This window comes from Pseudomonas sp. B10(2017), from assembly GCF_002113295.1.
Taxonomy (GTDB): Bacteria; Pseudomonadota; Gammaproteobacteria; order Pseudomonadales; family Pseudomonadaceae; genus Aquipseudomonas; species Aquipseudomonas pudica.
The window spans coordinates 154,680-176,589 of record NZ_NEJU01000012.1; the positions used below are offsets into that span (position 1 = coordinate 154,680).

Annotated in this window: 16 protein-coding genes; 15 read left to right on the plus strand and 1 reads right to left on the minus strand. The window is 65.6% G+C overall.

The features are described from left to right. The first annotated feature begins 264 nt into the window (after positions 1-264). Genes CAF92_RS16220 through bcsC form a run of 9 tightly spaced genes read left to right on the plus strand, consistent with a single transcriptional unit; the run spans position 265 to position 13,965 of the window. Entirely contained in the window at positions 265-1,746 is a 1,482-nt protein-coding gene (locus CAF92_RS16220) for a BcsE family c-di-GMP-binding protein (RefSeq protein ID WP_085601380.1), read from the plus strand. Then, entirely contained in the window at positions 1,743-1,928 is a 186-nt protein-coding gene (gene bcsF / locus CAF92_RS16225) for a cellulose biosynthesis protein BcsF (RefSeq protein WP_085601381.1), read from the plus strand. Before CAF92_RS16220 ends, bcsF begins: the two co-directional genes overlap by 4 nt. After that, on the plus strand, positions 1,921-3,540 hold the full coding sequence (gene bcsG, locus CAF92_RS16230) for a cellulose biosynthesis protein BcsG (protein ID WP_085601382.1): 1,620 nt from the start codon (positions 1,921-1,923) through the stop codon (positions 3,538-3,540). The genes bcsF and bcsG overlap by 8 nt, the downstream gene beginning before the upstream one ends. Next, on the plus strand, positions 3,537-3,755 hold the full coding sequence (gene bcsR, locus CAF92_RS16235) for a cellulose biosynthesis protein BcsR (RefSeq protein ID WP_025339608.1): 219 nt from the start codon (positions 3,537-3,539) through the stop codon (positions 3,753-3,755). Before bcsG ends, bcsR begins: the two co-directional genes overlap by 4 nt. Continuing rightward, the gene (gene bcsQ, locus CAF92_RS16240) at positions 3,752-4,459 is read left to right on the plus strand and encodes a cellulose biosynthesis protein BcsQ (RefSeq protein ID WP_085601383.1); all 708 of its coding nucleotides are present in this window, start codon (positions 3,752-3,754) and stop codon (positions 4,457-4,459) included. Before bcsR ends, bcsQ begins: the two co-directional genes overlap by 4 nt. Beyond that, positions 4,456-7,065: a UDP-forming cellulose synthase catalytic subunit gene (gene bcsA, locus CAF92_RS16245; RefSeq protein ID WP_085601384.1), complete on the plus strand. Its 2,610-nt coding sequence runs from the start codon at positions 4,456-4,458 to the stop codon at positions 7,063-7,065. Before bcsQ ends, bcsA begins: the two co-directional genes overlap by 4 nt. Beyond that, on the plus strand, positions 7,065-9,344 hold the full coding sequence (bcsB, locus tag CAF92_RS16250) for a cellulose biosynthesis cyclic di-GMP-binding regulatory protein BcsB (RefSeq protein ID WP_371916244.1): 2,280 nt from the start codon (positions 7,065-7,067) through the stop codon (positions 9,342-9,344). The genes bcsA and bcsB overlap by 1 nt, the downstream gene beginning before the upstream one ends. After that, the gene (bcsZ, locus tag CAF92_RS16255; RefSeq protein WP_085601386.1) at positions 9,344-10,459 is read left to right on the plus strand and encodes a cellulose synthase complex periplasmic endoglucanase BcsZ; all 1,116 of its coding nucleotides are present in this window, start codon (positions 9,344-9,346) and stop codon (positions 10,457-10,459) included. Before bcsB ends, bcsZ begins: the two co-directional genes overlap by 1 nt. Continuing rightward, positions 10,447-13,965 (plus strand): cellulose synthase complex outer membrane protein BcsC, encoded by a 3,519-nt coding sequence (gene bcsC, locus CAF92_RS16260; protein ID WP_085601387.1) that lies wholly within the window; start codon positions 10,447-10,449, stop codon positions 13,963-13,965. The genes bcsZ and bcsC overlap by 13 nt, the downstream gene beginning before the upstream one ends. Before the next feature lie 58 nt (positions 13,966-14,023). Here bcsC and CAF92_RS16265 read toward each other — a convergent pair whose 3' ends face one another. Next, positions 14,024-14,941 (minus strand): LysR family transcriptional regulator, encoded by a 918-nt coding sequence (locus CAF92_RS16265; RefSeq protein WP_046613933.1) that lies wholly within the window; start codon positions 14,939-14,941, stop codon positions 14,024-14,026. 120 nt (positions 14,942-15,061) lie between these two features. On the opposite strand from CAF92_RS16265, the gene CAF92_RS16270 reads away from it, so the two are divergent. The 6 genes from CAF92_RS16270 (at position 15,062) to CAF92_RS16295 (ending at position 21,875) form a co-directional block, all read left to right on the plus strand. After that, positions 15,062-15,820, plus strand: a complete 759-nt coding sequence (locus tag CAF92_RS16270) for a 5-oxoprolinase subunit PxpA (protein WP_085601388.1) — start codon at positions 15,062-15,064, stop codon at positions 15,818-15,820. Positions 15,821-15,910: 90 nt separating this feature from the next. Further along, the gene (locus CAF92_RS16275; RefSeq protein ID WP_046613931.1) at positions 15,911-16,798 is read left to right on the plus strand and encodes an allophanate hydrolase subunit 1; all 888 of its coding nucleotides are present in this window, start codon (positions 15,911-15,913) and stop codon (positions 16,796-16,798) included. Beyond that, entirely contained in the window at positions 16,795-17,766 is a 972-nt protein-coding gene (locus CAF92_RS16280; protein WP_046613930.1) for a biotin-dependent carboxyltransferase family protein, read from the plus strand. The genes CAF92_RS16275 and CAF92_RS16280 overlap by 4 nt, the downstream gene beginning before the upstream one ends. 220 nt (positions 17,767-17,986) lie before the next feature. Further along, the gene (gene icmH / locus CAF92_RS16285; RefSeq protein ID WP_085601389.1) at positions 17,987-18,859 is read left to right on the plus strand and encodes a type IVB secretion system protein IcmH/DotU; all 873 of its coding nucleotides are present in this window, start codon (positions 17,987-17,989) and stop codon (positions 18,857-18,859) included. Positions 18,860-18,873: 14 nt separating this feature from the next. Further along, positions 18,874-20,952, plus strand: a complete 2,079-nt coding sequence (locus tag CAF92_RS16290; protein WP_085601390.1) for a type VI secretion system Vgr family protein — start codon at positions 18,874-18,876, stop codon at positions 20,950-20,952. Then, on the plus strand, positions 20,952-21,875 hold the full coding sequence (locus CAF92_RS16295) for a hypothetical protein (RefSeq protein WP_085601391.1): 924 nt from the start codon (positions 20,952-20,954) through the stop codon (positions 21,873-21,875). The genes CAF92_RS16290 and CAF92_RS16295 overlap by 1 nt, the downstream gene beginning before the upstream one ends. Positions 21,876-21,910: the final 35 nt, after the last annotated feature.

Consider the following 21,910-nt stretch of genomic DNA (forward strand, 5'->3'; position numbering starts at 1 on the left):
CAGCCCCGGCAAGCCGACAGACCTTAACTGACTGACACTGGCCCAACGCTTGTTGTTAACAAAAGTTTGCAAATTATTACATTTCCGCTTGATTTCATTTTGCCTTACTGCTGTAGAATTGACGGCTTTTAAAGATAGATGTCTTGTTTGCCGTTTTTTTGACGTGCGTCATGTGCGCTCAGCGGCAGGCAAGTCAAAGTTTCCCTTCAACCCGCCTCAATTTACTTTTGCAGAGCCAGTGTTTTGACGAACGGAACGCCGTGGTTGGCTATCTCCGGCTTAGACGCCGAAAGCAACCAGCTTCATGTACAAGGACTGTATTGGTTGGCCTGTGATAACGCAGAAGACGCCACCTTGCTATGCCGCCAAGTGGTCGAGGGGCTGCCGGAGCACGCGCGCGCAGCCCTGATCGCCGATGCGCAAGCGATCGGTGATGTGCTGGGTGCGCTCGATGCCGCGCAGGGCCCCGGCGAACTGGCGCTGTACGAAGCCAACCCGCAAGCCGCCCGGCACCTGGTCGATGACCTGCCGCGTATCGACGCCGCCGGGCGCGTGCTGGTGCTGCTGGCGCCTGCCGAGGTCTGGGGTGCTGGCAACATCGAAGGCTGGTGCAACGCGCTGCGCCCGGTCCTGTTGGCCGAGGCATCGCTGTTGCTGGTCATCAGCAGCGGCCAGAGTGCCGGGCTGGTAGAACGCCTGCGTGCGTTCAACCAGGGCGTCGATGGCCTGGCCCAGGTGTATCGCGGCAAAGGCGGGGTGCGCTACCTGCAGCATTTCTGGAGCAACCCGCTCGGCAAAACCGGTACGCGCGACGTGGAACTGGCGCGGCTTGAAACAGGCTTCGCCGCCGCCGGGGCGCCGCAGGCCCCCAGCGACACCGGTGGCGACGAGCTGTTGTACCTGGCCCAGCGCCCGGTACTGGAAGGTGCGCCAGCCTTCTCCGAGCACTGGCAGGTCTGCGAGAGCCTCGAGGAACTGGGGGCCAAAGCTGGCAGGGCGGTTTCCGCCACGGTCATCTTCGCCATGGACGGCGGGCAGCGCCTGGATAGCCTGGCGCGCCAGTTGCACCACTTGCGCCAATTGCGTGGCAATGCCCTGAAGCTGGTGGTGCGCGAGATGGCACCGACCCTGCGCTACCAGGATGAACAACTGCTGCTGGCCTGCGGGGCCAGCCAGATCGTGCCGTTCGGTGCCAGCCTGTCGCGCTTCCTGACCATGGTCGAGAGCATCCAGGGTTACCTCTGGCGCCGGCGCCTGCCAAGCGATTTCGATGCCTTGCTCGCACGCCTGCGGCCGCTGGCCATTTGTGGTCTGGTGGCGCCGCGCGCGTTCGCCGAAGCCGTGCAGACCATGTGGCACGGGGTGCGCAACGGCGAAATCGCCCACCAGTTGCTGGTATTGCGCCCGGCCCCTGGCCTGACCCCGCTGCAAGCCTGCTCGCGCACGGTGTTCCGCCGTGACGGCGACATCGCCTGCGTGGTGGGCGATGTGCTGTTCCTGTTCCTTTTCGCCTGCCGCTCCGAAGGCGTCGAGCAAGCCCTTGACCACATCTTCCAGTTGTCGTGGAAAGAGTTGTTCATCAGCCAGGAGGTGCTTGCCGGTGTCGACAGCCTGGCCACCCCGGCCTTCCTCGACGACCGCGTGCCACAGCCACCCCGGCTTGACGCGGCGGCACAGTTGACCGCCCAGGCCAGGCCGGCCCTGGCGCCGCGCCGGGTGGCCCTGGGCAAGCGGGGTACAGCATGAACTTCGCGCAACTGCTGCAAGTGGTCGGCATTACGGCGCTGGTCACCTTGGCGCTGGCCCTGCTGCTGTTACGCCTGCGCGCCACGCTGCGCGGCTGGTTGCGCCGCCGCCTTCCACCCCGTTACCTGAAACCGCTGGGCGTACGCCACCGCGCTGCACGCCAGGAACCCCGTAATGACTAATTTATCCGCCACCCTCCCGGTACCGGCCCGCTGGCCTGGACTGGGCGGGTGGAACCTCTATTTCCTGGCCAAGTTCCTGTTGGTCGCCCTTGGCATGCTCGACTTTCAGGCGCTGCCGAACCTGTTGTTCGCCGCGTTTCTGCTGGTGCCGCTGCCAGGCAGGTGGCTGCGAATCGCGCGGCAACTGGTGGCCGTACCGGTTGGCATCGCATTGTTCTACCAGGACACCTGGCTGCCACCCTTCAGCCGCCTGCTGGCGCAGCCGGGGGTGTTCGATTTCTCGTGGGACTACCTGCTCGAACTGCTCGGCCGCTTCATCAACTGGAACTTGCTGGGCGCGCTGGCACTGTTGCTGGTGGGTTACCTGTACCTGCGCCATTGGCTGCGGCTGAGTACCCTGAGCCTGCTGGGGCTGGCGTGGCTGGCGATCGGCGGCCTGCCAGCGCTGGGGTTCCACCCGGGCCAGGCGCCTGGCACCGCGGCTGCCAGCCCCACCGAGCAGGCGCAGGCCACCGTGGTTGCCGACAATGCCACGCTCGACAGCTGGCTCGAGCGGTTCTTTGCCAGTGAGCGTGAACGGGTGACAGCATTCCCGGCCGTGAAGGCCGATGAGCAGCCGTTCGATCTGCTGGTGATCAACATCTGCTCGCTGGCCTGGGATGACCTGTCTGCCGTGGGGTTGCGTGACAACCCGTTGTTTTCGCGCCTGGACGTGATCTTCGACCAGTTCAACTCGGCCACGTCCTACAGCGGGCCGGCGGCCATCCGCGTGCTGCGTGCCAGCTGCGGGCAGTCGTCCCACGCCGGCCTGTACCAGCCTGCCCCGGAGCAGTGCCTGTTGTTCCAGAACCTGGCCAGGCTCGGCTTCCAGAGCAACACCTTGCTCAACCACAGCGGCCGCTTCGACAATTTCATCGGCGACATCACCCAGCAGCACATGCCTCAACCCGGCCTGCGCAACACCGATTTCCCGCGGGCACTGGTCGGCTTCGACGGTTCGCCGATCGCCAGCGACCTGGATGTGCTGCGCCGCTGGTGGGGCCAGCGCAAAGGCGCGCCGGCCGAGCATGTGTCGCTGTTCTACAACAGCATCAGCTTGCATGACGGCAACCGGATCGTCACCGCCGACGGCGGTACCCGCGTGGCTGATTACGCAACGCGCGCCACCCGGCTGTTCGGTGAGCTTGGCAGTTTCCTCGATGAACTGGAGCGCAGCGGCCGCCGCGTGGTCGTGGCCATTGTCCCGGAACATGGCGCCGCGCTGCATGGCGACCGCATGCAGCTGTCGGGCATGCGTGAAATCCCCACCCCATCGATTACCCATGTGCCGGTCGGCCTGAAGTTCATCGGCATGGGCCAGCCTGCCCGCAACGAGCCGCTGCACGTCTCGGCACCCACCAGCTACCTGGCGCTGTCCGAACTGATCTCGCGCGTGTATGCGGGCCTGGGCCAGCAGCAGGTGCTGGATGTGCCCAGCCTGCTGAGCGACCTGCCGACCACCGAACAGGTCGCGGAAACCGCAGGTGCGCAGGTAATTAACTACCAGGGGCGTGCCTACATGCGCCTGCAAGGCCAGCCCGACTGGCAACCTGTTCCGAAGGAGCGCCAATGATCACTGGCAAGGCAGACCCTGCCGACCGCAGCGACGATATCGCCCAGTTGCGCCAGCATCTGGACATGCCGGACCTGAACTACCAGGACATTTCGTTGCTGGTGGGTGTCCAGCAGGCCTTGCAGCGCTGGCCGCTGCTGGGTGAAAGCTGCCGGAGCAGCGCCCAGGGCACCTTGTACACGGCGGCGCCGCGGCGCCAGGTACTGTCGCCATGACCAGCCTGGCGTTGCACGGCGTTCGCGGTGGCCTGGGGCGCAGTGCCTTGCTGGCGGCACTGGGGCATGCGTTGCAGGGCGTAGGTGAGCGGGTGCTGCTGGTCGACCTGTGCCCAAGCAACCTGCTCGGCCTGCACTTCAACCTGCCCCTCGACACGCGCGAGGGCTGGGCGCTTGCCGAGCGGGAAGGGCGGCCATACATCGATGCCATGTATGAGGTGCTCGATGGCCTGTGCCTGATGCCGTTCGGCAGTCTGCCTGCCGGCACGCGGCCGCCTTTGCCCGACGCTGAGGCCTGGCGCGCGCGCCAGGCCGAGCTGGCCGAACACTTCGACTGGTTGCTGTTCGACCTGCCGCAACTGCCGACCGATGCCGCTGGCCAAAGTGTCGAGACTGACGTGCGTGTGTTGGTGGCCGAGGCAGAAATGGCCAGCCACCTGCTGCTCGGGCGTCGGCAGGTCGAGCACTACGACCTGTTGCTGGTCAACCGCTACGACCCCGCCAGCCGCTTGCAGAGCGACCTGCTGATGGTGTGGCGCGACCTGTTCCGTGATCGCCTGCCGATCCAGGTGGTGCACCGCGACGAGGCGTTTCTCGAAGCCCTGGCGCACAAGGCACCGCTTGGCCATTACGCGCCGCAGAGCCTGGCTTGCCGGGACGTGCAGAGCCTGGCGGTGCGCTGCCTGACGAGGCGCCAGTCGTGACCCTGACCCCTCTGTCGGCCTACGCCTGGTTCCGCACACGTGGTGCGCGGCAGCCGGTCGCGTGGCTGTTTACCTTTGGCGTGTGGCTGGCCTTCCTGCTCCTGCGCCTGGAGTCGCCTGCCTGGCAAGCCCTGCTGGCCGAGCGGCAGCGGCTGTACCCGCAACTGGCGGGCAAGCGCCCCAGCCTGGGCGACCCGCTGCGCCTGCTGATTCAGAGCCTGTGGCTGCTGGTCCGGCGCCAACCGCTGCCTCGCCAACCAGGGTTTTCCCGCCGTGCCTGGGGGGCAGTGCAGGCGCAGCTGCGCGGTATGCGCCAGGTGCTGCGCCGCTACCATGGCCTGCTGATCGACCGCCTGCAGCAACTGCCTGCGCGCTACCGCGCCAGCGCTTTCAGGCAGCGAGCCTCGGCACGCCTGCGCGGCTTGAGCGTGTTCGCCCGGTGGGTTTTCTACGGTGTGCTGACCCTGGGCGCCATCGGCCTGGCCGTGTTGTGCGTCACCGAACCGTTTGGCTACCTGGCGCAGCTGGTGTTCATCTGCCTGTTGCTGGGCATCGCCCTGCTGGTGCGGCACATGCCGGGTCGTTTCCCGACCTTGATGCTGATCGTGCTGTCGACCCTCATCTCCTGCCGCTACCTGTGGTGGCGCTATACGTCGACCTTGAACTGGAACGACACCACGGGCCTTGTGTGCGGGGTGATCCTGCTGGCGGCAGAAACCTATTCATGGTTCGTGCTGATCCTGGGCTACATCCAGACCAGCTGGCCGTTGCAGCGCAAGCCGGCGAACCTGCCGGCTAATCCGGCGCACTGGCCGACTGTCGACCTGATGATCCCCACCTACAACGAAGACTTGTCGGTGGTACGCACCACGGTGCTCGCTGCCCTGGGCCTGGACTGGCCGCGCGAGTGCCTGCGCATCTATATCCTCGACGACGGCCGGCGTGAGGCGTTTCGTGCGTTCGCCGACGAAGTGGGGGTGGGCTACATCGTGCGGCCGGACAACAACCACGCCAAGGCCGGCAACCTCAACCATGCGCTGGGCGTGACCGACAGCGAGCTGATCGCCATTTTCGACTGCGACCACGTGCCGGTGCGTTCCTTCCTGCAAATGACCGTGGGCTGGTTCCTCAAGGACCCGAAGCTGGCGCTGGTGCAGACGCCGCACCATTTCTTCTCGCCCGACCCGTTCGAGCGCAACCTGGGCTCGTTCCGCCGGCGCCCCAATGAAGGCGAGCTGTTCTACGGCCTGATCCAGGATGGTAATGACATGTGGAACGCGGCGTTCTTCTGCGGCTCGTGTGCCGTGCTGCGCCGTACCGCGCTGGAGAGCATCGGCGGCTTCGCCGTCGAAACCGTGACCGAAGATGCCCATACCGCCTTGCGCATGCACCGCCAGGGTTGGTCATCGGCCTACCTGAGCATTCCGCAGGCGGCCGGCCTGGCCACCGAGAGCCTGTCGGCGCACATCGGCCAGCGCATTCGCTGGGCCCGGGGCATGGTGCAGATCTTCCGTACCGACAACCCGCTGTTCGGCCGTGGGCTGAGCCTGTTCCAGCGGGTGTGCTATGCCAACGCGATGCTGCACTTCCTGGCCGGCCTGCCAAGGCTGGTGTTCCTGACCGCGCCGCTGGCGTTCCTGTTGCTGCATGCCTACATCATCTACGCACCGGCGCTGATGATCCTGCTGTACGTGCTGCCGCACATGATCCACGCCAGCCTGACCAACTCGCGCATGCAGGGCAAGTACCGGCAGACCTTCTGGGGCGAGGTCTACGAGACCGTGCTGGCCTGGTACATCGCCCGCCCGACCACGGTCGCGCTGTTCGCGCCGAAGAAGGGCAAGTTCAACGTCACCGCCAAGGGCGGCCTGATGGAGCAGGAGCAGTTCGACTGGCGCATCGCCCAACCCTACCTGTGGCTGGCGGCGCTCAACGTGGCGGGCCTGGGTTTCGCCGTGTGGCGCCTGTTCACCGGCCCGGCGGCGGAGATCGGCACGGTGATCGTCAGCTCGCTATGGGTGATCTACAACCTGCTGATCATCGGCGCCGCCGTCGCTGTGGCTGCCGAAGTGCGCCAGGTGCGCCGCGCCCACCGGGTGCAGATGCGCTTGCCGGCCGGGCTGGTGCTGGCCAGCGGTCACGCCTACCCCTGTACCTTGGTCGACTACTCCGACGGTGGTGTCGGCCTTCAGCTGCACCGGGGCCTTGAGTTGCAAGCCGGGGAGCGGGTACGCCTGCTGCTCAACCGCGGCCAGCGCGAGTTCGCCTTCCAGGCCTGTGTCACCCGTACCGTCGGGCAACACGTTGGCCTGGTGTTTCACGACCTCGGCCAGCAACAGCGTATCGACCTGGTCCACTGCACCTTCGCCCGCGCCGATGCCTGGCTGGGCTGGAGCGAGCAGCACGAAGTCGACCGCCCGCTGCGCAGCCTGGTCGACGTGCTGAAGCTGGGCGGTGTCGGTTACCTGCGGCTGGTCGAGCACTTGCCGCCATGGGTGCGGGCGTGGCTGCGCCCACTGCACGCGCTGACGAACTGGCTGGCCAGCTACAGGCCGCGCACACCGCGGCCTGTCCCTTCCTTGAACCCTGTTGATCGAGACGCATGATGACTGGTTATCCCGCGCGTACCTGGGGCCTGGCGATGGCGCTGCTTGCTGCCTTGTCGCAGAGCGCCGCTGCCGCCTCTGTAGCCCCGCTTGCCGAGCCAGCCGTACCCACGGTACCGAACTGGCCGGTTGCGAAAACCTTCGAGCAGCTCGGGCATGCGTCCGACAGCCTGTTGCTGGGGGTGCGCAACAGCGAGCATATCGAATTCGGCCTGCGGCGCGACCGCCTGGCCACCGACGCCAGCCTGCAGCTGGACTACACGCCATCGCCCGCGCTGTTGCCGAACCTGTCGCACCTGCGCGTGTACCTCAACGACGAATTGATGGGCGTGGTGCCAGTGGAAAAGGACCAGCTTGGCCAGCGCGTGCGCCGGCAACTGCCACTGGACCCGAAGCTGCTCAGCGATTTCAACCGGGTACGCCTGGAGTTCGTCGGGCATTACACCGACATCTGCGAAGACCCTGCGCACAGCGGCCTCTGGCTGAACCTGAACCGCAAGAGCCAGGTACAACTGCACGAACAGGCCCTGGCCCTGGACAACGACCTGGCGTACTTCCCGCTGCCGTTCTTCGATGTGCGCGACACTGGCAAGGTAACCCTGCCGGTGGTGTTCAGCGGCGTGCCGAGCCTGGGCGAGCAGCGTGCGGCGGCGATCCTGGCGTCCTACTTCGGCAGCCAGGCCGGGTGGCGCAAGGCGACCTTCCCGGTGCTGTACGACAGCCTGCCGGCCCGTGGCGACAGACCCACGCCGAGCATCGTGTTTGCCAGCAACGACCGTCGCGCGGCCTTCCTCGCCGACTTGCAGCAGTTCCCACCGGTGGACGGCCCGGTACTGCAGATGATCGACCACCCGGACGATCGCTTCAGCAAGGTGCTGCTGGTGCTGGGCCGCAACGACGATGACCTGGTCAAGGCCGCTTCGGCGCTGGCGGTTGGCAACAACCTGTTCCGCGGTGCCCGGGTGAAGGTCGAGCAGATGACGGCACTGCAGCCGCGCCAGCCCTATGATGCACCGAACTGGACACGCACCGACCGCCCGGTACGCTTCGCCGAGCTGCTCGATTACCCCGAGCAGTTGCAGGTCAGCGGCCTGCAACCGCGGCCGGTGACGCTGGAGCTGAACCTGCCGCCGGACCTGTTCGTGTGGCGCAACCAGGGCATTCCGCTGCGTACGCTGTACCGCTACACGGCCCCGGCAGTGAGCGACGAATCGCGCCTGAGCATCAGTGTCAATGACCAGTACATCACCAGCATGCCGCTGGTGGGCAATGACCGGCGCGGCGGTACGCTCGAGGAAATGCGCCTGGCGGTGCTACCGGGTGACAACAGCGCATTGACCGAGAAGTCGCTGGTACCGGCGTTGAAGATCGGCGACCGCAACCGCCTGCGCTTCGATTTCAGCTTTGCCAGCACCCTGGGCAGCGCCCAGCGCGACCGCTGCCAGACCTCGTTGCCGGTGGATGTGCGCGCGGCGATCGACGAGAACTCGACCATCGACCTGTCCGGTTACCACCACTACATCGCCATGCCCGACCTGCGCGCATTCGCCCGCAGCGGTTTCCCGTTCAGCCGCATGGCCGACCTTTCCGAAACGCTGGTCGTCATGCCGGCCAAGCCCACGGCGATGCAGGTGGGCACCTTGCTCGATGCGGTCGGCGGGCTGGCCGGGCAGATCGGCTACCCGGCGCTTGGCCTGCGGCTGGTCGATGACTGGGCGCAGGCCGCAGCGGTCGATGCCGACTTGCTGCTGCTCGGCAGCCTGCCCGAGGCCCTGGGGGATTCGCCAAATCTTGGTCTGCTGCTCAGCGCCCAGCGGGACTGGCTGCTGCAGGGCCGCAGTACCGGGCTGCCGGGCAGCCAGCGCTTCGATACCGCAGCGGTCGCAGCGAGCAGCCGTGTGGCCGTCAGCGCGCAGGCGCCGATTGCCGCCATCACCGGGCTGAAGTCACCATTCCACGAGCAGCGCAGTGTGGTCGCCCTGTTGGCCAACAGCGATAGCGACCAAGCGTTGCTGCGCGACGTGCTCGGCGATGTGGGCAAGCTCGATGCGGTGGCCGGTTCGGTGACGCTGGTGCGCAGCAGTGGCGTCACCAGCCAGTTCGTCGGCGAGCACTACTTCGTAGGCGCGCTGCCGTGGTGGCTGCTGCTGTGGTTCCACCTGTCCGAGCACCCGGTGCTGCTGGCGGCGATCGCGGCCATTTGCGTGGTGCTGTTCGCCTTCCTGTTGTGGCGGGCACTGCGCTGGGCAGGCAAGCGCCGCCTGGGTGAGGCGGGGTGATGATGCGTCAGTTGCTGGTAGGGCTGGTCGCCTTGGGCCTGCCCGTTGTCACGAGTGCCGCACCGGCTTGCCCATGGCCGGCATGGGACCGCTTCAAGGCCGAGCTGGTGAGTGTCGACGGTCGGGTCATCGACCGGAGCGACGAGCGCCTGATCACCACCTCGGAAGGGCAGAGCTATGCGCTGTTCTTCGCCCTGGTGGGCAATGACCGGCAAGCCTTCGCGCAGTTGCTGCGCTGGACCGGCAACAACCTGGCGGAGGGCGACCTGGCCCGGCATCTGCCCGCCTGGCTGTGGGGCCGCAACGGCCAGCAGCAGTGGCAGGTGCTGGATGCCAACAACGCCAGCGATGCCGACCTGTGGATTGCCTACAGCCTGCTTGAAGCCGGGCGCCTGTGGGACGAGCCGGCCTACACGCAACTGGGTCAGCGCCTGCTGTGGCGTATCGCCGCGCAGACCGTGCGCAAGCTGCCGGGCCTGGGGGTGATGCTGCTGCCGGGGGACTACGGCTTCGAGGATGCCCGCGGTGCCCGCTTGAATCCCAGCTATTTGCCGCTGCAGTTGTTCGATCGCTTCAGCCTGGTCGACCCGTTGTGGGGCGAGCTGGCGGCCAACACGCGGCGTCTGTGGCTGGCTTCGTCGCCAAAGGGCTTTGCCCCGGACTGGCTGCTGTGGACGCCCGCCGGTGAACTGGCTGCGGACCCGCAACATGGCAGTGAAGGTGACTACGACGCCATCCGCGTCTACCTGTGGGTCGGCATGCTGGCCAAGGACGCGGCGCAGCGCGCCGAACTGGTGGCCCATTATGCCCCGATGGCGGCATTGACCACGCGCCAGGGGCTGCCGCCAGAGCATGTGGATGCGCACAGCGGTGTTGCCAGTGGCCATGGCCCGGCAGGTTTCTCCGCGGCGCTGCTGCCGTTGCTGGCAGCATCGCCGGAGCACGTCGCGGGCCTGGCGGCCCAGCGTCAGCGCCTGCGCGATCAGCCAGTCGAAGCCAAGGCCTATTACAGCCAGGTGCTGGCGCTGTTTGGCCAAGGCTGGGACCAAGGCCGTTACCGTTTCGACTCGCATGGCCGACTGTTGCCGGCCTGGAGCGCGCCATGCAGCGAATGATCGGTGTGCTGATGCTGGCGGCAGTGACCTGCCAGGCCACCGCGCAACCCAAGGATGCCGATGAACAGCGCCAATGGCTGCTGGACCAGGTGCGTCGTGGCGAGGCGCTGCATCGTGATGACCTGGTGCGCGATGCACTGGGGCGGCTGCAATTGCTCGAGCCGCGCAACCCGGATGTGTTGCTGGCGGCCCTGAGCCTGGCATTGCGCGAAAAGAACAGTACCGATGCCGAGCAGTTGAGCGCCCGGATCAGCGCTATCGCGCCTGGCAGTCTGCAGGCTCGCCAGGCCAGGCGCCTGCTCGAGCTGCAGCAGCCTGAGCGCGTGCGACAATTGCAGCAGGCTCGCCTGCTGGCGGTCACCGGGCGCAATGAAGAGGCGCTGGCGGCCTATGAACAGTTGTTCGCTGGTGAACCGCCAAGCCTGGAATTGGCCCTGGACTACTGGCGCGTGCGCGGCAACCTCCCGGGCCAGCGCCCCGAGGCGATCAGGCAGTTGCAGCAGCTGGACCGGCAGTACCCCGGCAGTGCCGGCTTGCGCCAGACCCTCGCCGGCTGGCTGTTCGCCGAAAATCGCGACCGTGAAGCCTTGGCCTTGCTCGACCAGCTGTCGCGCGACCCCGGCGCACGGGATGCCGCTGCCCAACGTGAGTTCGACTACCTGTCCGGGCAAGCGGTGAGCGCCGCCAGCGCGGCGGCCTGGCAAGCGTTTCTCCAGCGTTACCCGGCCTCACCGTTGCAGGCGCAGGCCAGCGAGACTCTGCAACACCAGCGCAAACTGCTGGCCGACCCGTCCTGGCAGGCTGGCCGACGGGGCTTGGCATTGCTCGACAAGGGCCGCAACGCTGAAGCCGAAGCACAACTGCGTCGGGCGCTGCGCCAGTATCCGGATGATGCCAGCCTGCAGGGGGCACTGGGCTATGCGTTGATGCGCCAGAGCCGCTACGAAGACGCCAATGCGGCGTTCCGGGCGGCAAGTGCCAAGGAACAGGACACTTACTGGATCAGCCAGTGGAAGGACCTGGAGTCGTCCAGCCAGTATTGGGCCCTGCTCGGCAAAGGGGAGCGGGCACTGCAGACGAAAGACCTGCGCGCGGCCCGCGCCTTCTACCAGCAGGCTCGCCAGCAGCGCCCGAAAGAGGAATACGCCCTGCTGGGCCTGGCGGATGTCTCGCTGGCCGAGGGCGATACCGCTGCCGCCGAGCGGCAGTTCCTGCAGGTTCGGCGCATGGCACCGGATAACGAAAGTGCCGTGCGCGGCCTGGTGCGTGTGTACCAGGCGCAATCGCCCGACAAGGCGCGGGCGTACCTCGACAGCCTGCCGCTTCGGCAGCAGGCACAGTTCGCCAGCCTGCGCCGCAGCCTGGAACTCGCACGCCTGCGCCAACAAGGTGACCAGGCCATGCAGCGTGAGGACTGGGCGGCGGCCAGCCAGGTGCTGGGCCAGGCCACGGCCTTGGCACCCGATGAGCCATGGCTGGTCTATCAGCTGGCCAACAGCTTGCGTCACCTGGGGCGCACCGCCGAAGCCGATGCGGCATTCGCCAGGATCGTACAGCGCCAGCCGGGCGATCCATCTACCCGTTATGCCCATGGCCTGTTCCTGGAGTCCAGTGACCGCGATGCGCTGGCTTTGGACAGCCTGGGCGCGGTGCCGCAGGGGGCCTGGAACGCTGACATGCATGCGCTGGAGCAGCGTATCCGCCGCCGCATGACCCTGGCTTCGGCACAGCAGCTGCAGGCACAAGGCCGTACGGCTGAAGCGACCCGCCTGCTCGAGGCCGGCCTGGCGCGTGGCGAAGGCAGCACCGATGACCTGATGCTGCTGGCTGACTGGGCGGCGGCCAACGGTGAGCCTGGCAAGGCGCGCGGTTATTACCAGCGCGTGCTCGCCGTGCAGCCTGGGCAACCCCAGGCGCGCCTGGGCGTGATCGAAAGCGCGGTGGCCGAAGGCAACCTGGCACAGGCCCGGCACATGCTGGCTGTGCAGGTACCGCAACTGGCTGCCGATGACAGCAACGCCCAACGGCGCCTGGCGGCTGTCTGGGTGGCCTTGGGCGAACACGACCAGGCGGCAAGAATGCTCGACCAGATAGCAGCGCAGCAGGCTCGCCCCGATCCCTTGTTGCGGCGCGACGCTGCCCGCCTGGTGGCGCCGGATGACCCGCAACGGGCGCTGGACCTTTACGCTGCAGCGATGGCCGATGCGCAGTTGCTCCAGCGTACTGCCGTGTCGCCACGAGACGACCGTGCACTGACGCTGGCCAGCCGGGAGCAGGATGACGACGACTGGCTGGCACGCAGCCTGCGCAGCGACGTCGATGCGCTGTATCGCCAGCGCAATACCCATGTGACGCTGATGCACGACTACGGTTGGCGCGAGGACGACGGTACGCCGGGCACGTCCGAACTGAGTACCCAGTCGACGTTGCTGCACGTCGATACCCCTTGGCAGGACGGCACCGCCTTTGCGCGGGTGGAGCGCATCGGCATGGATGCGGGCTCGTTCGAGCAGAACGACCAAAGGAGTTATACCCCGGATTTCGGTAGCTGCCAGTTTGTTGGCCGCACCGCCGACGGGAAGTCGCTCCCCGCCTGCGATGGTGGTTCGCAGACGGCGGACGGCAGCGTGCTGGCGCTGGGTTGGCAGGGCAGCCGCTGGGCCTTTGATCTGGGAACCACTCAGGGTTACGCCATCAACAACTGGTTGGGTGGCGCGACGGTCAATGGCGACCTCGGTCAGGTCGGCTGGTCGCTGACCGCTTCGCGGCGGCCGATGAGCAACTCGCTGTTGTCCTTTGCCGGGGCACGTGACCCGCGTACGGGCGTGCGCTGGGGCGGGGTCACGGCCAATGGCGCCACGCTCGGCCTGAGCTGGGACCAGGGCGGTGACAATGGCGTCTGGGCCAGCCTCGGGCACCACTGGCTGTATGGCGAGAACGTCGCCGACAACCAGCGCACCCGAGCCATGGCCGGCTGGTACCACCGCGTGGTGGAAAAAGCCGATGAGCGTGTGCGCGTGGGCCTTACGCTGATGCACTGGCGTCACGACAAGGACCTGGGCGGCTACAGCCTGGGGCAGGGCGGCTATTACAGCCCGCAGCGCTACACATCGGTTGGCGTGCCGGTCAGCTATGCCTGGCGCAACTACGACTGGTCGGTGTTGCTGGAAGGCTCTGTCAGCTGGTCCCAGGCCCACAGCGGCCGTAGCCGCCTGTACCCGGATGCGCACGTCAACCGCAAGGTGCTGGCCCAGTATGACGTTGGCTCCAATATCGATGCCATGAACGACGCCAGCGACAGCAGCGGCCTGGGCTACCGCCTGCGTGGGCTGTTCGAACGGCGCCTGAGCGACCATTGGGTGTTGGGCGCCGGCTTCGACTGGCAGCACAGTGATGACTATGCGCCTAGCCATGGCATGCTCTATCTGCGCTACCTGTTCGAGCCGTGGCGGGGCAACCTGGCGCTGCCGGTGACACCGCTGGAGCCCTATAGCGAGTGGCGTTGATTTCGAATGCAGGCGCTGTGTGTGGGTTTGCCCGTGAAGGCCCAGGCCTGCAGGGCGGTCAGCGCCGTGCCGACAATTGCTGCGGCGCCAGGAATGCACCATGGAAGTAATTGCGCACAGCCTGCATCGCCGGGCTGAACGCTCGTTCCCGGTGCCAGGCCAACCCAACGCTCATCGGTGTCACCGGGTCGCTGATGGTCACTGTCTCGATACGCTTGCCCTCCAGCGACCAGGGCCGGTGCACCAGGTCCGACAGGATCGCCACACCGCTGCCATTGGCGACCATGCTGCGCACGGCCTCCACCGAACTGGTCCGCACCCGTACTTGCGGCCGCTGACCGGCCTGTTCCCAATAGCGCATGGCGCTTTGCTCGGCCTCATCCACGGTCAGCAGGATGAACGGCTCGCAGGCCACGTCGGCCAGGCTTACCGCCGAGCGCTCGCAGAGCGGATGATGGCCAGGCAGCCACAGTCGGCGTTCGGAGTTGAACAGGGTTTCCGAGACGATGTCCGGGTGGGTGAGGTTGGCGGTGAGCACCACTGCCATGTCGAAACGCCCCTCCAGCAACCCTTGCTCGATGGCGCTGCGCTCCTGCTCGTACAGCTCCAGGGTCACGTCCGGGTGCCAGTGTTCCAGCCGTTGCAGGTGATGCGGCAGGAAGTAGCCGATCACCGTATAACTGGCCGCCAGGCGCAGCAGGCCACTGGCGCGAACATCCGGCAGCGGGCTGTTCAGCGCATCGTCCACGCTGCGCAGAATCACGTAGGCGCGGTTCAGGAAGTGGCGGCCGGCCTCGGTCAGGCTCATGCCCTGGGCCGAGCGCTGGAACAGCAGCACACCGAGCATCGCCTCCAGCTCCTTGATCGCCGTGGTGACCGCAGACTGCGAAATGTTCAGGTGGATTGCCGCCTGGGAAATCTGGCCGATCTCGGCGGTGGCGACGAAGTAGCGGACCTGGCGCAGGGTCAGTGACACGGTAGGCTCCTGGTGTATCTGATTTTCAGAAGACACCCTATCTGTTTATAGATCTTCCCAAGGGGGTGCGGAGAATCTAACGTGGCTTGCATGCGGTCACAAGCGCCAGGAGAGACAATCATGCAGGTGGTGGATTTCAACTCGGACATGGGTGAGGGCTTTGGCCCGTGGACCATTGGCGATGGCGTCGACAACGAGCTGATGGGCTACATCAGCACGGCCAACATCGCCACCGGCTTCCATGCCGGTGACCCCGGCACCATGCGCCGTACCGTCGAGCGGGCCAAGGCCCTGGGCGTCGCAGTGGGGGCGCACCCTGGGTTCCGCGACCTGGTCGGCTTCGGTCGCCGGCACATCAATGCCCCGGCCCAGGAACTGGTCGACGACATGCTCTACCAGCTCGGTGCTCTGCGGGAAATTGCCCGCGCCCAAGGTGTGCAGCTGCAGCACATCAAGCCGCACGGTGCTCTGTACATGCATCTGGCACGTGACGAGGAAGCTGCGCGGCTGCTGGTGGAAAACCTGCGGGTGATCGAGCCGGAGCTGCTGCTGTACTGCATGCCCGGTTCGGTGATCTGCCGGATTGCCCAGGAACTTGGCCAGCCGGTAATTCGAGAGTTCTACGCCGACCGCGAGTACGACCTGAGCGGGTCGATCGTGTTCACCCGCAACGTGCGGGGCCATGAGCCCGGGGCGGTAGCCGATCGGGTGTTGCGGGCTTGTCAGCAAGGCGTGGTGCGCACGGTCGAGGGGCAGGACCTGGCCATCGAATTCGATTCCATCTGCCTGCACAGCGATACCCCGGGGGCGCTCGACCTGGTCGAGGCCACGCGCCAGGCGCTGGACGCGGCCGGTATCGTGGTGCGTGCGCCACGCTGAATCCGTGGGGCATCCGGCAGGTATACGCCGGAGCCCGTGCAATTTGCTTTCGCCTGCCTTTCTATAAAGATTCCAAGAAAAGGAACAGTCATGGCCGAACCGCTCGCTACAACCCCTATCCGCTATAGCTTTGGCGCCGACGAGCACCTGTTTGCCGAAGTCAGCGAGAGCATGTCGCTGCAGGCCTTTTTCAAGGGCATGGCCGTCACCCGCGCGGTGGAGCGGCTGGCCCTGGACGGGGTGCTGGATGTGTGCCTGGCCAACGCCTCGTTCCAGATCCGCTTCGACCCGGACCGTATCGCGCCGCAGGCGCTGCTGGAGGCGGTGCGCGGTGCCGAAGCGCAGGCGGTGGCCGAGCGCTCGTTGCAGACGCGGATCATCGAGATTCCAGTGCTGTACAACGACCCCTGGACCCATGAAACGCTGATGCGTTTTCGTGACCGCCACCAGGACCCGGGCAGCACCGACCTGGAGTACGCCGCGCGGATCAACGGCCTGGCCGATGTCGAGGCGTTCATTGCCGCGCACAGCGGCGCGCCGTGGTTCGTGTCGATGGTCGGGTTCGTTGCCGGCCTGCCGTTCATGTTCCAGATGGTCGAGCGCGAGCGGCAACTGCAGGTGCCCAAGTACCTGCGCCCACGTACGGACACCCCCAAGCTCACCCTTGGCCATGGTGGCTGTTTCGGTTGCATCTATTCGGTGCGCGGGGCAGGCGGCTACCAGATGTTCGGCGTCACCCCGGCACCGATCTACGACCCGCAGCAGACACTGAACTACCTGAAGGAGCACATGGTGTTCTTCCGCCCGGGAGACATCGTGCAGTTCAAGCCAATCGACCGCCGCACCTACGACCAGGCGGTGGCGGATGTCGAGGAAGGCCGCTTCGACCTGCGCATTCGCCCGGTGGAATTCTCCCTGGATGCGTTCCTCGCCGACCCGGTCGGCTATCCACGGACCCTGCAGGAGGTGCTGGCATGATCAAGGTACTCAAACCCGGCCTGGCTACTTCGGTGCAGGACCTGGGCCGTGAAGGCTACTACCACCTGGGCATCCCGCCGTCCGGCGCCCTCGACCAGTACGCCCTGAGGGCGGCCAACCACCTGGTGGGCAACCCGGCCGGCGCCGCCGGCCTCGAGTGTGCCCTGGTGGGGCCGGAGCTGGAGTTCCAGCAGGATACGCTGGTGGCGGTTTGCGGTGCGCAGATGCCGGCCTTGCTCGATGGCCGTGAGCAACGCCCGGATACGGCGTTTGCCGTACGTGCCGGGCAGGTGTTGCGTTTCGGCTTCCCTACCGCAGGTGCCCGGGCCTACCTGGCGGTGGCCGGCGGTATCGATGTACCCGAGGTGCTCGGCAGCCGCTCCACCTATGCGTTGGGTGCATTGGGTGGCTTGCATGGGCGCAAGCTGATGGCGGGTGACCTGTTGCCGGTCGGCGTACCCAGCGGCAAGACCCGCGCCGGCGCGAGCCTGCCCATGGCCCTGCGCCAGGCCTTGGGCGGCGAGGTGGTGCTACGGGTGGTGCCGGGGCTGTATTTTCACCGCCTGACCAAGGCTGCCGCGCAAAGCTTTTTCACCGAAGCCTGGACGGTAGGCTCCGAGGCCGACCGTATCGGCTATCGCTACAAGGGCGGCAGTGCCCTGAGCTTCCAGCCACGTGAGCAGCCGTTCGGGGCCGGCTCGGACCCGTCGAACATCGTCGACAGCTGCTACCCGATCGGTTCGATCCAGGTACCCGCGGGGTTGGAGCCGATCATCCTGCACCGTGACGCGGTGTCGGGTGGCGGCTACGCCATGATCGGCACGGTGATCAGTGCCGACCTGGACCTGATCGGGCAGATGCAGCCCAACCAGCAGGCGCGGTTCCTGGAAGTCAGTCTGGAGGACGCACTGGAAGCCCGGCGCTCCTACAAGAAGAAGCTGGGCTTTCTGGCCAGGTTGTTTGGCTGATTGATCTTTTGCAGCGCTGCGCCACCCACGCAAAGGCTGGCGCGGTCGTTGCGCGGGCGGCCTTGTATCGCGAAAGGGCCCCAGATACCGGCATCACAGCGTCCAGACAAGCCAAAAGGAGAAAGTTCCTACAGCGTTTTGGGACGCCCCACGCTCCTCGAAGAATTGATTCCCCGATAGTGTTCATGTCTTCAGCCTACTGGAAGACAAGGACCTCTTCATGCCCGGCCCATCTGCTGTTCGTCCTGGAAAATTCCAGGCCGCCAACGCTGCCCATGACGTAACCGAAAGCAGCCTGCATGCCATGCTCGCTGTCCCGGCGGGCTCCGATTCACCCTATCTGCCCGGTCAAGGCAGGCGCGCAGATCACGAGGGTTATCCGGCCGACCCGGGCTTCCAGCTACGCGGCGGCTTCGCCAACCTGATGCTCGACGCGGCCAACCCGCTGTTCGGCCTGGTCATTCGCCTGCGTACGCTGGATGACCTGCCCAACATCGAACAGGTGCACAAGGCCCTGCAGACCCAGGTCAGCGCCGTCCGCGAGGAAATACAGCAGCACGGTTATTCCGCCGTGCACCTGGAAGTCTATTCCTATGCCTTGTGCCTTTATCTGGACGAGGCCGTGATGAGCCGCCCCTGGGGGAACAATTCGTGTTGGAGCCACGAACCGCTGCTCAGCATCTTCCATGACGAAACCCAAGGCGGCGAGAAGATCTTCGTGTTGCTGGAGCGGTTGATGCAGTCGCCCGAGGAGTTCCAGGATGTGCTGGAGTTCCTGTACTTCTGCTTCTGTCTGGGCCTGAAGGGCAAGTACGCCCTGGACCCGAAGTGCGATGAAATCATCAATGCCCTGATTTCGCGCATGCACAAGGTCATTCGTGAACTGCGCGGCCCCACGCCGGAATTCCCGGGCGATCCCTATACCAACGTCGTCCACCGTCCCTACCGCATGCGGCGCCGGGAATGGCCCTGGTGGAGCCCGTTGGTGATCTCCGCCATCGCCATGGTCTGCGCCTACTGCTTCTACAGCTACCGCCTGAGCTTGATCACCGCCGAGGTGCTGGAATCGCTCAACGGCATCTTGCAGCAGTAGCGGGAGGGATACGCATGCCTAGCCAATCCGACTTGCGTTTCACCTTCCAGCCGCTGGCTGGCCAGATTGACTTCGAGGTGGTTTCGTTCGAACTCGACGAAATGATCAGCTCACCGTTTCAGCTGAAACTGGAATTGATCAGTTTTGAAGACGAGGTCGACTTCGGCCAGTTGCTCGACAAACCGGTGCTGTTCACGATCTGGCGCGGTGAGCGCCCCCTGCGCTATGTGCACGGCCTGGTCAGCAGCTTCAGCCAGGGTGAGACAGGGTTCTGTCGCACCCGTTACCGCGCCTTGGTCGAGCCCGTGCTGGCCCGCGCCGGCTTGCGTTCGAACTGGCGCATCTTCCAGCACAAGACCGTGCCGCAGATTCTTGAATTGATGCTCAAGCGCCAGGGCATTGCCCGTTTCGAAATCAAGAGCATGGGCGAGCATCAGGTGCGCGAGTTCTGCGTACAGGCCGGTGAAACGGACCTCGACTTCATCGCCCGCCTGGCGGGTGAAGAGGGTTTTGTCTATCGCTTCGAACACACGCCGAAACACCACCAGCTGGTCATCACCGACCGACTTCTGGCACTGGGGCAGATCAGCCGAAGCGCGCTCAAGGCCAACGACGAAGATGAAGACTTCTTCGACGAAGACGACATCGGCCCCGACCAGGTGCTGTACCGCGCCAACAGCGGTGGCGACCAGGCCAGGCCTTGCCTGCGCCGCCTGCGCTACAGCGAGCAGGTGCGCACCGCACGCCAGGTGCAGCGGGACTACACCTTCACCAACCCGCAGTACCGGCAGGAACACCGCGCAGGTGACAGTAGCATCACCCATCAGTCCCGGGCCTATGAGCGCTTCGACTACCCCGGCCGCTACAAGCGCGATGCGGTCGGAGTGCCCTTCACCGCCACCCGCCTGACGGGCCTGCGCCATGACGCCCGTATTGCCGAAGTCGAGGGTGACGATGTACGGCTGCAACCAGGCCTGAGCTTCACCCTTGTCGAACACCCGCGCAACGACCTCAACGCCCATTGGCGCGTGATGCGCGTGCATCACCAGGGCAGCCAGTTCACCAGCCTGCAAGAAGAAGCTGCCGAAGCTGCACAAGGAACGCGCTATTCGCAGGAAGCCGTGCTGGTGCCTGGCCGGATCGAATGGCGTCCGGCACCGTTGCCCAAGCCACGCATCGACGGCCCGCACATGGCCACGGTCGTCGGGCCACCCGGGGAAGAGATCTACTGCGACGAGTGGGGCCGGGTCAAGGTGAGCTTCCCCTGGGACCGGGAGAGCGAAAACAACGAGTTCAGCTCCTGCTGGGTGCGCGTGTCGCAAGGTTGGGCAGGCGGCAGCTGGGGGGCGATGGCCATCCCGCGCATCGGCCAGGATGTGATCATCCAGTACGTCAACGCCGACCCCGACCAGCCGATGATCACCGGGCGTACCTATTGCGGCGACCAGCTGCCGCCCTACGACCTGCCCGAACACAAGACCCGCATGACCATCAAGAGCCAGACCCACAAGGGCGATGGTTTCAACGAGTTGCGTTTCGAGGACGAGCTTGGCAAGGAAGAAGTGTTCATCCATGCCCAGCGGGACCAGAACAATGTAGTCGGCAATGATGAGACCACGCGGGTGGGACGTAATCGTGTCGAGCAGGTCGGCAATGATGAGCACTTGAACATCGGCCATGACTTCCGCCAGGAAACCGGGGGTGACCATACCCAGCTCATTGGGCAAACCTGCAACGTAGACATCAAGCATGACTTTATCGAGAAAGTAGGCAACGACCGCAGCGAATCAACAGGGGCCAATCACCAGGCCGTTGTCGGAAAGGACGCCGAGCTTGTCGTCAAAGGTGCGCAAAAGGTCACCGTCGGGCAGGGCATTGAGCAACATACGACGATCTATCAGCTGCGCGCCAGTGAGCGCATCGAGTTCAGAACTGCGGGCGGCAGCATTGTGCTGGATGAGCAGGGCATCACCATCAACGGGCTCAAGCTCGACCTGCTGGGGCAAACCAGCGCGGCTGCGTCCGGGGCTGGAAACAGCCAGCCACTCTCGCTTGTGCCTGATACCAGCAAAAAGTGCGAGGCCAAGGTCTGATGCGCACTGACAACCTGGCCAGGCTCATCGAAAGCCATCATGGGGCGCACCTGTACTGCCATGTGCTGATAGACCCGCTTGCGACTGCTCACAATGGCGACCACGCCGTGCTTGCCCAGTTGCGCGATGCCCTGGGTGAGCATGCATTGACCCGTGTGCACCGGGACGACCTGGCCCATGCCCCTCAACTGCATCCCGTACTGGCCTGCCTGGCTTCGCCCGGCACGGTCCCCAGTCGCTGCCTGCTGGAACTCACGGCCCGAGCAGCGCAAAAGGCGTTGTTTCAGCAACGGCGTTACCTGTGTGGCTGGCTGTTCAGTGAGGCGCCTTCGGTCGCTGTCGCGTCCCATCTCACGGCCTTGTGTCGGCTACCCGATTCCCATCGGGAGTTTGGCTGCTACCCGGTCTACGAACCCGTCCGTCTGGAGTTGCTCGCAGCGGTGTTCGAGCGGCTCGAGCAAGGCCCATGGTGGCCGATCAGTGACTGGTTGTTCCTGAGTAGCGGGGGGCGGTTGGCAAGCCTGAAAGGGCAGGGCGGGCAGCGTCACCCTTTGCCGGCGCCTGCGCGGCGAATACAGGATGACGTCGGGCTGATCGAGCGTGTGCTGGCTATCTGGCGAGTGTTGCGGGCGGGTTCGCGCCGCGTCAATCAGTGCCAGATCCCACCTTTTGCAGCGGTCCGCGCTTCGAACCATATCGATGATGCACGCCGGTTGGGCTTGAGCGAGATGGAGGACATCGTGGCTTTCGCTCTCCATCACCTGTGCATTCACCCAAGGCTGCATACCGTACCTGTGGTCGGCGAAATGATCGACGCAGCGGCCAGAGGCCAGGCGCCTCTCGCCGCGTTGCTTGCCCGCTACTCCGAGGCGCAATGGCGCCACCTGATCGAATGCCTGCCGAAATCCGAGAGTCGCTCATGACCATCAGCCAACGTATTGCCCTCGCGATCGCCGAG